Origin of the sequence: Aestuariivita boseongensis (genome assembly GCF_001262635.1) — a bacterium.
Taxonomy (GTDB): domain Bacteria; phylum Pseudomonadota; class Alphaproteobacteria; order Rhodobacterales; family Rhodobacteraceae; genus Aestuariivita; species Aestuariivita boseongensis.
The window spans coordinates 40,358-53,547 of sequence record NZ_JXYH01000027.1; the positions used below are offsets into that span (position 1 = coordinate 40,358).

At 61.8% G+C, this 13,190-nt stretch carries 9 protein-coding genes and 1 tRNA gene; 2 read left to right on the plus strand and 8 right to left on the minus strand.

The window, feature by feature from the left end; translation table 11 throughout:
- Positions 1-59 precede the first annotated feature (59 nt).
- From dnaG to TR61_RS11840, 6 genes are read right to left on the minus strand one after another with little or no spacing between them, the layout of a single operon-like run.
- Positions 60-2,006 (minus strand): DNA primase, encoded by a 1,947-nt coding sequence (dnaG, locus tag TR61_RS11815; protein ID WP_050930260.1) that lies wholly within the window; start codon positions 2,004-2,006, stop codon positions 60-62.
- Between the two features lie 19 nt (positions 2,007-2,025).
- Positions 2,026-2,358, minus strand: a complete 333-nt coding sequence (locus TR61_RS11820) for a hypothetical protein (protein ID WP_050930261.1) — start codon at positions 2,356-2,358, stop codon at positions 2,026-2,028.
- A gap of 36 nt (positions 2,359-2,394) precedes the next feature.
- Positions 2,395-2,934: a sarcosine oxidase subunit gamma gene (locus tag TR61_RS11825; RefSeq protein ID WP_050930263.1), complete on the minus strand. Its 540-nt coding sequence runs from the start codon at positions 2,932-2,934 to the stop codon at positions 2,395-2,397.
- Entirely contained in the window at positions 2,927-5,857 is a 2,931-nt protein-coding gene (locus tag TR61_RS11830; RefSeq protein WP_050930265.1) for a sarcosine oxidase subunit alpha family protein, read from the minus strand. Before TR61_RS11830 ends, TR61_RS11825 begins: the two co-directional genes overlap by 8 nt.
- The gene (locus TR61_RS11835; RefSeq protein WP_050930267.1) at positions 5,854-6,117 is read right to left on the minus strand and encodes a sarcosine oxidase subunit delta; all 264 of its coding nucleotides are present in this window, start codon (positions 6,115-6,117) and stop codon (positions 5,854-5,856) included. The genes TR61_RS11830 and TR61_RS11835 overlap by 4 nt, the downstream gene beginning before the upstream one ends.
- Positions 6,118-6,170: 53 nt before the next feature.
- Positions 6,171-7,424 (minus strand): sarcosine oxidase subunit beta family protein, encoded by a 1,254-nt coding sequence (locus TR61_RS11840; protein ID WP_050930282.1) that lies wholly within the window; start codon positions 7,422-7,424, stop codon positions 6,171-6,173.
- Between the two features lie 303 nt (positions 7,425-7,727).
- Here TR61_RS11840 and TR61_RS11845 point away from each other — a divergent pair, with 303 nt between their 5' ends.
- Entirely contained in the window at positions 7,728-11,180 is a 3,453-nt protein-coding gene (locus tag TR61_RS11845) for a pyruvate carboxylase (RefSeq protein ID WP_050930269.1), read from the plus strand.
- A 190-nt stretch (positions 11,181-11,370) separates the two neighbouring features.
- Positions 11,371-11,445 (plus strand) — tRNA-Gly (locus tag TR61_RS11850).
- A gap of 38 nt (positions 11,446-11,483) precedes the next feature.
- On the opposite strand, the gene TR61_RS11855 is transcribed toward TR61_RS11850, so the two are convergent.
- On the minus strand, positions 11,484-12,395 hold the full coding sequence (locus TR61_RS11855; RefSeq protein WP_050930270.1) for an isopenicillin N synthase family dioxygenase: 912 nt from the start codon (positions 12,393-12,395) through the stop codon (positions 11,484-11,486).
- Positions 12,392-13,018 carry an NAD(P)H-dependent oxidoreductase gene (locus TR61_RS11860; protein ID WP_050930272.1) on the minus strand — a complete coding sequence of 209 codons (627 nt, stop codon included), beginning with the start codon at positions 13,016-13,018 and terminating at the stop codon, positions 12,392-12,394. The genes TR61_RS11855 and TR61_RS11860 overlap by 4 nt, the downstream gene beginning before the upstream one ends.
- Positions 13,019-13,190: the final 172 nt, after the last annotated feature.

A 13,190-nucleotide genomic window follows, 5' to 3' on the forward strand; every position in this document is an offset into this window, starting at 1 on the left:
CTCTCAAGTGATTCGTCACCCCGTTTACCCTGTTTTCTTTAGCGTTCCTTTACCAAAACCTACCGAGTGTGTGGTTTTGAAAACTTAATTTTGCCCAAAAGGTCATCAAGTGCGTTGCGTTCGTCGCGATTGATTCGCGCGCCATTGTCGCCAAGGTCGTATTCGGCTTTGTCCTCCTGCTGGCTTCGCATGGCGCGGTTTCGGGCTTCGGCGGCCTGACTAAGACGCCAGGTCACCGCTTCATCGGCTTCACCGCCCAGATCTTCGACGGCTTCGGCCACTTCGGCCATCAGCCCGCGATACGCATCGAGTTTTGCAAGCTCCTCGGCGACAGTCATCTGCGCGAGGTCCACATCGCCTGGGTTGCGAATGCAGGGCGTGATGGCGACATGGCGCAGTCCATGCAGCTTTTCAAGGGGTACAGGGCCCAATTGCGCCTCGATTTCCGCATGCAAATCATCGGGTGTGTCCATGGCGACACGCAGGATCATGTCCCGCAAAGCACGATGATCGGGATCGATACAGGCAAGGCTTTCGATGCCGGCTTCGAATTCGGCGGCGATGGTCGGATGGGCGATGATCGCAGCCAGGATCACGGCCTCGCGCATCTGATCTTCCGCCCCCTCACCCGCCGCAACAAGAAGCGAGGATTTGGTCGACGGCAGCGGTGCGAGTGACGGTTTGCGCCCCGGTGACCAGCTTTTGCCGGGCGCACTGCGTTGCGGGCGGAAAAGCTGCCAGCGCAGATCCTTGATTTCCTGACCATAATGCTGACGGATCGAGGGATCCCTGATCAGCTTGATCTTTTCGCGCAGCGCCTTGTCGAGCGCCGCTTTGCGTTCCGGGCTGTCGAAATTCTTGCCTTCGGTCTCGCGCTGCCACAGCAGGCGCACCATCGGGATGGCCTGATCCAGCACCGCCTGCACCGCTTGCGGCCCCTTGGCGCGCAACAGGTCGTCGGGGTCCAAGCCTTCGGGCATGATGGCAAAGCGCAGGGATTGGCCCGCCTCCAGCAAAGGCAGGGCCAGATCGATCAGGCGCATCGCCGCGCGCAGACCGGCGGTGTCACCATCCAGCGCGATGATAGGTTCCGGCGCGATACGCCACAAAAGCTGAAGCTGGGTTTCGGTGATCGCAGTGCCCAGCGGCGCCACCGATGCGCCAAACCCGGCTTCGGCCAGCGCGATTACATCCATATAGCCTTCGGCAACGATCAGTGGCTGGCCCTTTCCGGCGGCTGTGCGCGCAGGGCCATGGTTGTAAAGGCTGCGGCCTTTGTCGAAAAGCTCGGTCTCGGGCGAGTTCAGGTATTTGGCGTTGTCAGTGGGATCCATCGCGCGCCCGCCAAAGGCGATCGCCCGGCCACGCGCGTCGCGGATGGGAAACATGATGCGGTTGCGAAAGGTGTCATAGGGCTTCTTGCCCTTGGTCGACGGCTTTGCAAGCCCTGCGGCTAGGATAAGATCCTCCTCCACGCCCTTGCCGCGCAGATGGTCCCACAGCGCCTGCCAGGCGTCTGGGGCAAAGCCGATTTCCCAGCGTTCAAGTGCCGCCTCTGACAGCCCGCGCCCGGCCAGATAGTCACGCGCCGCCGCCGCAGCCCCAGTGCGCAGTTGCAGCCGGAAAAACTGCACCGCCTGTTCCATCACTTCGGCCAGTTGGGTGCGCCGGTCGGCCTTTTCCTGCGCCTTGGGATCGCGGGCGGGCATTGTCATGCCGGCTTCCCGCGCCAGGATCTCGACCGCTTCCATGAAGCTGACATTCTCGGTCTCTTTCACGAAACCGATGGCATCGCCTTTTGCGTGGCAGCCAAAGCAGTAATAAAACCCCTTCCGGTCATCCACATGAAATGACGCGGTTTTTTCCTGGTGAAAGGGGCACGGCGCCCACATGTCGCCCTTGCCCTGATTGGATTTGCGCGCATCCCACATGACTTTGCGCCCCACCACCTGCGTCAGGCTGGTGCGGCTGCGCAATTCATCCAGAAAACCGGGCGGCAGACTCATGCCTGCAGGTGTAGCATCTTTAGTCGGCGCCCAAAACCGAAGAGAGATCGGTCGTCAGGCAGGTTTGCTTCCAGACCCCGGCCAGATCCTGATCCAACACCGCTTCGGGCTGGGCATAGACATACTGGGTAACCAAAGCCGGGATGATCTGATCGGTATAGGCGGCGCCGAGTTCTTCATACTTGGGAAGCAGCTCGGCCACGGCCTTGTCGGCAGCGACGCCTTCCTTACGCAGCTCATGCGCATCGATGACGATACTGGCCTGTGCCGCGCAAGCCTCTTCTCCCATACCCTGGGCCGAGACAGCGCCAGCCGCGAACAGACAGGCGACTAGGCAGGTGGTGAAACGCATGGATACCCTCCGGATTCGCAATAACCGACGCACAGCTTACCCGCGCGCGGCGACGGCTTCCATGGCGGTTTCAAGATCGTGAACAAGCGTGCCCGCCATCGACCGTAAGGCCATGATGCCATAGCGATCGGCGCCGGTGCGCATCAGTACGATACTCATATGCATCAGCTGCGTGCGCGCCGCGTGGCCGCGTTTGAAACTGCCGTCGCGCAGGTCGATCGGGACAAGGCGCGCCAGTACATCGCGCGCGGCAGGCCCCTCAAGCGCGACACAGGCCCAGGCATCGGTCTGATCGGTCATCGCCGCGCCCGCGATGGGCTCAAGCGGCGGACCCAGAACCAACGCCTGCCCGCGCCCGGACCAGACCGCGCGGGATTTGGCCTTTCCGGTGGAGCGGTTCGGTGCAGGGAAGGCCGCACCCATCTGGGATTTCAGCGCGTCCGAGACAGCCTGTTCATGACCACGCCATGGCGCGACCGAGGTGATGGCGTCAAACACGATCTCGGTCAGGGTCGCACCACCGATCTCAAGCGGCAACAGCCCGTCACAGGCGGATTTGGCAATCAGGTCACCCACGGACACGCCCTCCTTCAGGGTCGAAAAACACAGGGTTCACCACTTCGCACAAGGTCTCGACCCCGCGGGCGTGATCGACCAGCTTGACGGTTTCACCGTATCGCTCCGGCCCGCGTTTCAGAAAACCCAGCGCGATATTCATCCCCAGTGTCGGCGAAAACGCCACGGACGTAACATAGCCCTGATCATTCACCCGCACCGGCGCGTCACCGGGATTGAACAGATGCGCCCCGGCCGTGATCTGCTTGGCGGCCCCTGCGGGGCGCAACCCAACAAGGCGTTCGCGTTCGGGATCAACCAGACCGGGCCGGGCCGCCATGGTCTTGCCGATGCAATCCTTCTTGGCGGAAATCATCCGTTCCATCCCGATATCATAGGCGGTCGTACGGCCATGGATTTCGGAATGGGTGATAAAGCCCTTTTCCACGCGCAGAACGTTCAGCGCCTCCATCCCGTAGGCGCCACCGCCCATGGCTTCGGCGCGCGCCACCAGAAGCCGGAACAGGCTGTCGCCAAAGCGCGCGGGCACGGCCAGTTCATAGGCGTGCTCGCCCGAGAACGAGATGCGGAAAAGCCGCCCCGTAACACCGGCAACGGACACCTCTCCACAGGCCATGAACGGCCAGTCGTCATCACTCAGGGACGTGTCCAGAAGCCCGTTCAGAAGCTCCCGCGATTTGGGGCCCGCAACGGCAAACTGCGCCCATTGCTCGGTGACCGAGATCAGGTGCACATCCCATTCGGGATGCAGCGCCTGGGTGACGAAATCCAGATGTTTCATCACCTGCCCCGCCGCAGCGGTGGTGGTGGTCATCACGTAATGATGCTCTCCCAGCCGCGCGGTGGTGCCGTCATCCATGACATGACCATCCTCACGCAGCATCAGCCCATAGCGGACACGCCCCAGTTTCAGCGTGGAAAACGTATTGGTATAAACGAAATCTAGCAGTCTGGCCGCATCCGGCCCTTGAATGTCGATCTTGCCCAGCGTAGAGACATCGCAGATGCCCACCGCATTGCGCACATAGCCCACCTCGCGGTCACAGGACTGCCGCCAGTTGGTTTCGCCAGCCTGCGGAAAATAGCTGGGCCTGTACCACAGCCCCGCCTCGATCAGTGGCGCTTTACGCTCTACCGTGGCGGCGTGAGAGGTCGTCTTGCGTTCTGGCGCAAACCCCTTGCCGGTGGCACCCGAACCCATCGCGGCAATCGCCACGGGGGCATAGGGGGGCCGGAAGGTGGTTGTCCCGGTTTCGGGAATACCGCGTCCGGTGGCATCGGCCAGAATGGCCAGGGCCGCGACGTTTGAATTTTTGCCCTGATCGGTCGCCATGCCCTGGGTCGTATAGCGCTTCATATGCTCGACCGACCGGAAGTTTTCGGTAGCCGCCTGTTTGACGTCCTTCACGGTCACGTCATTCTGAAAGTCCAGCCAGGCCCGCCCCTTGCCCGGCACATGCCACAGAGCGGTCAGGCGATAGGGATCATCCTCGGCCTTCGGCAGGTCGGCCGCTTTGGCCTTCTTGCCAAGATCTGCAGCCACGCGCGCCGCCACTTCCGCCCCTTCGCGCAGGCAGGCTGCGGTGGTCATGGTGCCGTTGCAGGCCCCGGCCACCTCCATCCCCGGAATGGCGCCGGGGGTCGGCACAAAGCTTTGGATATCCTCGCGCCATGTGGGCCGCCCGTTCATATGGCAGGTCAGATGAACCGTGGGGTTCCAGCCACCCGACATGGCCAGGCAATCGGTGGCGATCTTCTCCTCCCGTCCTCCGCTGCGGACGGTGATGCTTTCAAGCTGTTTGCGCCCGCTGCTGCCGGAGACAACCGCGCCTTTATAGATCGGTGCCTTGACGTCAACCGCCGCATCTGCGCGCGCGTCGATGACGGCGGACACATGGACCCCCGCCGCGATCAGGTCACGCGCGGTGCGATGGGCGTCATCGTTATTGCCAAAGACGGTGACCGCCTTGCCGGGGCTCACGCCATAGCGATTGAGATAGGTCCGCACCGCCCCCGCCGTCATGATGCCGGGCCGGTCGTTATTGGTGAAGGCAACGGGGCGCTCAAGCGCGCCAGCCGCCAGGATCGACCGCCTGGCAACGATGCGCCAGAAGGTTTCCAGCGGACGTTTCTCCGCGCGCGGCAGGTGATGGCCCACCCGTTCCAGCGCGCCATAGGTGCCTTGGTCGTATGCACCGGTAACCGTCGTGCGGCTCATCAGGCGGACATTGTCCATCGCCTGCAACTCATTCAGCACGCTGTCGACCCAATCCGGGCCGGGCATACCGTCGACCTCATGGCTTTCCGCCAGAAGCCGCCCCCCCATGCGCGCATCCTCATCGGCCAGGATCACGTCCAGACCCGCGCGTGCCGCCGTCAGCGCAGCCATCAGCCCCGCAGGCCCGGCGCCGATCACCAACAGATCGCAAAACGCCCAGGCGCGTTCATACCGGTCGCCATCCGGCTTGCCTGACAGCGCGCCAAGCCCGGCGGCACGACGGATCACAGGCTCATAAAGCTTTTCCCAGAACGCGCGCGGCCACATGAAGGTCTTGTAATAAAACCCCGCCCCCAGGAAAGGCGCGGCCAGATCGTTGACCGACAAAAGATCAAAGCCCAGCGAAGGCCAGCGGTTCTGCGACTGCGCCTCAAGCCCCGGATAAATCTCTTGTACCGTGGCGCGCATATTGGGCTCCTGACCCACACCCGCGCCAACCGTGACCAATGCGTTGGGCTCTTCACTGCCTGCCGTCAGAACCCCGCGTGGGCGGTGGTATTTGAACGACCGCCCCATCAGCCGCACATCATTGGCCAGAAGGGCCGAGGCCAGCGTGTCGCCTGCGAACCCCTCATAGGCGATGCCGTCAAAGCGGAAAGTGACCGGGCTGTTGCGATCCACAAGCCCCCTGCCCTGAACCCTCATCGTGCGACCTCCGCCGCCAGTTCCGAGCCGATGACCTCGTGGGTCACCGTGTTGCGCGTGACAACGATCCAGGCGCCGCAGCCGCCCTCGTGATACCACATGTCGCGGGTCTCACCCGCCGGGTTGTCGCGCAGATGCACATAGTCATCCCACGCCGCTTCCCCGGCCTCCGGATCGGGCCGATGCAGCGCCACATCGGCACCGCGATAGGAAAACTCGCGGCTGTCCCGCTCGCCACAGATCGGACAGGTGATCCTCATACCCGCGCTCCTGCTTCTTCTTGCCTGTAAATACGGAATCCCACGGCCAACCCTCAGTGCAAGTTATGCTGAGAGCCTGTGCCCTCTTCATCCATCAACCCGTACCCATCGCGGAAGCGATCCAGCCGGAATTTGGTGGCGTTGTCGTGATAGCGATCCGTGGCCATGAGATGCGCAAAGACATTGCCCGAGCCCGGCACCGCCTTGAACCCGCCGTAACACCAGCCGCAATTGAGATAGAGCCCCTCGATATGCGTCCGGTCGATGATGGGGGAGCCATCGGGCGACATATCCATGATCCCGCCCCAGGACCGCAGCACCCGCGCCTTGCCGATCATCGGCATCAGGGCCATGCCCGCCTCCATCACATGTTCGGCCATCGGCAGGTTCCCCCGCGCCGCGTAAGAGGCGTAGAAATCCAGATCGCCGCCGAAGACCAAACCGCCCTTGTCGGACTGGCTGATATAAAAGTGGCCCATGCCAAAGGTCACAACATGGTCGATGCAAGGCTTCAACCCCTCGGTCACAAAGGCCTGAAGGATGTGGCTTTCAATCGGCAACCGCATCCCCGCCCTCGCCGCCACCTGCCCCGACCGGCCCGCGACAACAATCCCCACCTTCTTGGCCTTGATCGGTCCGCGAGAGGTCTGCACACCGATGACCTTACCACCTTCGATATCAATCCCGGTGACTTCGCAATTCTGCAGCAGGTCCACACCCCGGCTGTCGGCCCCCCGGGCAAAACCCCAGGCCACCGCATCGTGCCGCGCGGTTCCACCGCGCGGGTGATAAAGTCCGCCATAGACCGGAAACCGCGCATTGTCGTAATCCAGATAGGGCAGCATCTTCTTCACGCCTGCCCTGTCCAGAACGATCGCATCATCGCCCTGGTTGATCATCGAATTGGCCCGCCGCACCGCGTAGTCGCGCTGCCCGTCGGAATGGAACAGATTGATGATCCCGCGCTGGGAATGCATCACGTTGTAATTCAGATCCTCTTCCAGCCCTTCCCACAGTTTCAGCGAATGGCTGTAGAACTCCGAATTGCCCGGCATGTTGTAATTCGCGCGCACAATCGTGGTGTTGCGCCCCACATTGCCGCCGCCGATATAGCCCTTCTCCAACACCGCGATATTGCTCAGCCCGTGTTCCTTGGCCAGGTAATAGGCCGTGGCCAGCCCGTGCCCGCCGCCGCCAATGATCAGGATATCGTATTCGGATTTGGGCTCGGGATCGCGCCAATGGGGCGTCCATCCCTTGTTGCCGGTCAGACCCTCTTTGAGTATACGCAGCCCGGAAAATCGCATTGTCTTCACTCCCTGATCCGCCAATGGCGCCCCGCCCGGCTTTGCCATTGCTACCCGCCCGGCTTTGCCATTGCTAACAGGGCTGGACAACACTGCCCAATCCCTTTTCGACAAATATTTGCCCCTCACCGACCGGTCCGCCGAAGGCTTGGGCGAATTTTCGAAAATTCGCCTGGGACAGCCCCCTGCGATCCTTCCAAGGATCGCGTTTGCGCAAACAATGGCAATTACCCAGTTCTACGTGTTTACGGGTTGGTGGAATCTCCATAATGATCGCCCCACCATGCCAAACCAGAGGCTGCCATGACCGAATTCCGCAAAATCCTGATTGCCAACCGGGGCGAGATCGCCATCCGCGTGATGCGCGCCGCCAACGAAATGGGCAAGAAAACCGTCGCCGTCTTTGCCGAGGAGGACAAGCTGGGCCTCCACCGGTTCAAGGCGGACGAGGCTTACCGGATCGGCGAAGGCATGGGGCCGGTGGCCGCCTACCTTTCAATTGACGAGATGATCCGCGTGGCCAAGGAAAGCGGCGCGGATGCGATCCACCCGGGATACGGCCTTCTGTCTGAAAACCCCGATTTCGTGGATGCCTGCACCAAGAACGGCATCACCTTCATCGGACCCAAGGCAGACACCATGCGCGCGCTGGGTGACAAGGCCAGCGCAAGGAAGGTCGCGATCGAGGCCGGTGTGCCCGTGATCCCTGCGACCGAAGTGCTGGGCGAAGATATGGACGCCATCCGCAAGGAGGCCGGCGAAATTGGCTATCCCCTGATGCTCAAAGCCTCCTGGGGCGGCGGCGGGCGCGGCATGCGGCCGATCAATTCGGAAGATGAACTTGAGGAAAAAGTCCTCGAAGGCCGCCGCGAGGCCGAAGCCGCCTTTGGCAATGGCGAAGGCTATCTGGAAAAGATGATCACCCGCGCCCGCCATGTGGAGGTGCAGATCCTCGGCGACAAGCATGGTGGGATGTACCACCTTTTTGAACGCGACTGCTCGGTCCAGCGGCGCAACCAGAAAGTCGTCGAACGCGCCCCGGCCCCCTATCTGACCGAACTGCAGCGCGCCGAGATCTGCGAGCTGGGCTACAAGATCTGCAAGCATGTGAATTACGAATGCGCGGGCACGGTCGAATTCCTGATGGATATGGAGACGAGCCAGTTCTACTTCATCGAAGTGAACCCCCGCGTGCAGGTCGAACATACCGTCACCGAGGAAGTGACCGGCATCGACATCGTGCAGGCACAGATCCTGATTGCCGAAGGCAAGACGATTGCCGAGGCCACCGGGAAACCCACACAGGACGATGTCACCCTGAACGGCCACGCGCTTCAGACCCGGATCACCACCGAAGACCCGCAAAACAACTTCATCCCCGATTACGGCCGCATCACTGCCTATCGCGAAGCCACCGGCATGGGCATCCGTCTGGATGGCGGCACGGCTTACACCGGCGGCGTGATCACGCGGTATTACGACTCGCTTCTGACCAAAGTGACCGCCTGGGCCCCCACGCCTGAGATGGCGATTGCCCGGATGGACCGCGCCCTGCGTGAGTTTCGGATCAGGGGTGTGTCCACCAACATCGCCTTCGTGGAAAACCTGCTGAAACACCCGACATTCCTTGGCAATGAATACACGACCAAATTCATTGACGAGACGCCGGACCTTTTCCAGTTCTCCAAGCGCCGCGACCGCGGCACCAAGGTTCTGACCTATATCGCAGATATCACCGTGAACGGTCACCCCGAGGTCAAGGACCGTGCCCGTCCACCCGCCGATGTGAAAGAACCCAAGCCGCCGGCACGCAAAGCCGAACCGATGATGGGCACGCGCAACCTGCTGGAGCAGAAGGGGCCAGAGGCCGTCGCCGACTGGATGAAGAAACAGCGTCAGTTGTTGATCACCGACACCACCATGCGCGACGGCCACCAAAGCTTGCTCGCCACCCGGATGCGGTCCATCGACATGATCCGCGTGGCCCCTGCCTATGCCGCGAACCTGCCGCAGCTCTTCTCGATGGAGTGCTGGGGCGGTGCGACCTTCGACGTGGCCTACAGGTTCCTGCAGGAATGCCCCTGGCAGCGCCTGCGCGACCTGCGCGAAGCCATGCCCAACCTCATGACGCAAATGCTGCTGCGCGGCTCAAACGGGGTTGGGTATACCAATTACCCCGACAACGTGGTGCAGGAATTCGTGCGCGTCGCGGCCGAGATAGGCGTGGATATCTTCCGCGTGTTCGACAGCCTCAACTGGGTCGAAAACATGCGCGTCGCGATGGATGCCGTGATCGACACCGGAAAGATCTGCGAAGGCACAGTCTGCTATACCGGTGACATCATGGACCCGGACCGGGCCAAGTATGACCTGAAATACTATGTCGGCATGGCGAAAGAGCTGCGCGATGCAGGCGCCCATGTCCTGGGCCTGAAGGACATGGCAGGCCTTCTGAAACCCGCGGCCGCCCGCATCCTGATCAAGGCGCTGAAGGAAGAGGTGGGCCTGCCCATCCACTTCCACACCCATGATACCGCAGGCGTAGCCACTGCAACGATCCTTGCCGCCTCCGAGGCTGGTGTGGACGCAGTCGATTGCGCCATGGACGCCCTGTCGGGCAACACCTCCCAAGCCACGCTGGGAACTGTGGTCGAAGCGCTGAAGAACACCGACCGTGACACCGGCCTTGATATCCGCGCCATCCGCGAGATCAGCGATTACTGGGAAGCCGTGCGCGCCCATTACGCCGCCTTCGAGACGGGTCAGCAGGCCCCCTCCTCCGAGGTCTACCTGCATGAAATGCCGGGCGGGCAGTTCACCAACCTCAAGGCGCAGGCCCGGTCGCTGGGTCTGGAAGAACGCTGGCACGAGGTCGCCCAGACCTATGCCGATGTGAACCAGATGTTCGGCGATATCGTGAAGGTGACCCCTTCGTCGAAAGTGGTGGGTGACATGGCGCTGATGATGGTCAGCCAGGGCCTGACCCGCGGTCAGGTCGAGGATCCGAAAACAGACGTGGCCTTCCCCGACAGCGTGATCGACATGATGCGCGGCAATCTGGGCCAGCCCCCGGGCGGGTTCCCGCAGGGCATCCTGCAAAAGGTGCTGAAGGACGAGGCGCCCAACACCGAACGCCCCGGCAAACACCTGCCCCCGGTCGATCTGGAGGCCACGCGGGCCGACCTGTCGGCCCAGCTTGAAGGCAAATCCGTCGATGACGAGGATCTGAGCGGTTATCTGATGTATCCCAAGGTCTTCCTCGATTACATGGGACGTCACCGTACATATGGGCCTGTCCGCACGCTGCCCACCAAGACCTTCTTCTATGGCATGGAACCTGGTGAGGAGATCACGGCCGAAATCGACCCGGGCAAGACGCTGGAAATCCGCTGCCAGGCGGTGGGCGAAACGGATGACAAGGGCGAAGTGAAAGTGTTCTTCGAACTCAACGGCCAGCCGCGCGTGATCCGTGTGCCCAACCGTCTGGTCAAATCGACCACGGCCGCCAACCCCAAGGCCGAACTGGGCAATCCCAACCATGTCGGTGCCCCGATGCCGGGCGTTGTGGCAACCATCGCCGCGCAGGCCGGCAAAGAGGTGAAGGAAGGCGATCTGCTGCTGACCATCGAGGCGATGAAAATGGAAACCGGCATTCACGCCGAAAGGGATGCCGTGGTCAAAACGGTTTATGTCCAACCGGGCGGTCAGATCGACGCCAAGGATCTTCTGGTGGAATTCGAAGCGGCCGGAAACTGACGCAGTTTCCGGCTGGATTTTGACGCAAAATCCAAAGACAAGCCGATCGGGGTGAGAAACTGTGTCAGTTTCTCACCGGTTTTTGCGTCAAAAACCGTTATCTGCGCGCGCTGCAAATTTTTTCATCCCGCTTGCATTTTCCACTTGAAGCCCGGCGCGCGGATCAGTATCTCCGCCTCACCCAATGGACGCGGGCGTAGCTCAGGGGTAGAGCATTACCTTGCCAAGGTAAGGGTCGTGAGTTCGAATCTCATCGCCCGCTCCAAAAATTCTCAGGACATTTGCGATTTTAGCGATCGGGCTTCAGCCCGTGCCGTATGTCGCAGCGAGCCGCATACGCAGATAATCCGCACCCGTAACCGGCGGATACTTCGCATCACCCGTGCCGGGCAAGGCGCGGATTTCGGCCTCCGGATTGGGATCCAGAAAAAACGCAATCGACCGGCGCGCCCGTTTGGGCGGCAGCACCCGGTGTGGTGTCGATACGTAAATGTCATTGGTCCAGCGCATCAGGCAATCGCCAATATTGATGACAAAGGCCCCGTCGACATGGGGCACGTCCACCCAATCGCCTCCGCGCGGTCGCACCTGCAGACCGGCCTCTCCATCGGTCATCAACAGCGTGATCGAACCGTAATCCGTATGCGCGCCCGCCCCGATTTCCCCCGCCGCGCCGCTGGCGGGCGGATAGCTCAGCAATCGCAGCGTGGCCATGGGCGCGTCGAAGCGCGGGGCAAAGAAACCAGACGGCAAGCCCAGATCCCTCTCAAACGCGCCATGAAGCGCCACGCCAAGCGCCAAGACCGCATCATAATAGCGCAGCATCACATCCCGGAACCTAGGCAGGTCGGGCCAGACATTGACGCCGCGAAACGGCTCACCGGCCAGCACGCGCGGATCATCTGGGGCCAGATCCAGCCCAATATTGAACGCCTGCTTGCGATCCACCTGACCCGAGGTTTCATCCAGCGCCTCCGACCCTTCAGCGGCCCAACCCCGGTTATGGGGGCTTTCAAGGATCGACAGCGGTGCCTTCGCCTCATCCGAAAGGGCAAAAAACGCATCCCCCTGGTTGAACACATCATCAATCAGCGCAGCTTCGATGCCGTGTCCTTTCAGCAGAAAGAACCCCGGGCCGCGACAGGCCGCGCCCAGATCGGCTGAAAATCCCGCTGGATCTTTTTGAAACAGCTGCCAGTCAAGAAGAGGGATCATTGCGCCATCGCCTTTCCCGTTGCGGGTTTGCCCAGAAACCCGTCCAGTTTTCGCCCCACCTTGTCCAGATGCGCCACACGGCTTTTCGGGGTGGAACTGTCCATCAGGTAATGCGCGGCAAAAACGGTCTTGCAGCGCCTTGCGCAAAGCAACCTGATCCCCCGCAGGATCGTACGCCGGCCCGGCGCGCCGATCATCCGGGTCAGCCACCAGGACGCGCCGCAGGTCGTGAACACGCCCAGCCGGGTGATATGCGATAAACCCGGCCGGATATCGGCATTGGCCTCATCCGGCATCAGGAAGGCCACGCCAGGCACCAGAACCCGGTCCAGCCATCCTTTCAGCATCGCAGGCAACCCATACCACCAGGTCGGATAAACAAAGATCAGCGTGTCACACCAGGTCAGATCGGCGATCTCGGCCGCGACCGGGGCCTGGTTGACCGCCTCGTTTTCATACGCGCGATGCTCCGTCCCGCTCATCACCGGATCAAACCGCATGGCGTAAAGATCCTGCATGCGGATCTCTGCGCCAACGGCGCGAAGCTTGTCCAGCACGCGATCGCGCACGGCAGCGGTGAAACTGTCTGGGCGGGGATGGCAATAGATGACAAGCGCGCGCATCAGAACCCACTGAGAGTTTTGGCGACGCGATTGCGAAAATGCCTCCGCTCGATCTCGGTCGCACGATTCATGTCGTAAAGCGCCAGATACCAAGTTTTGGCCGCAGGATGCAGCACCGCGCGGATATGGCGCGTGACCGATTTGCGTGGCGGGTCACCACACAGAAACGCCC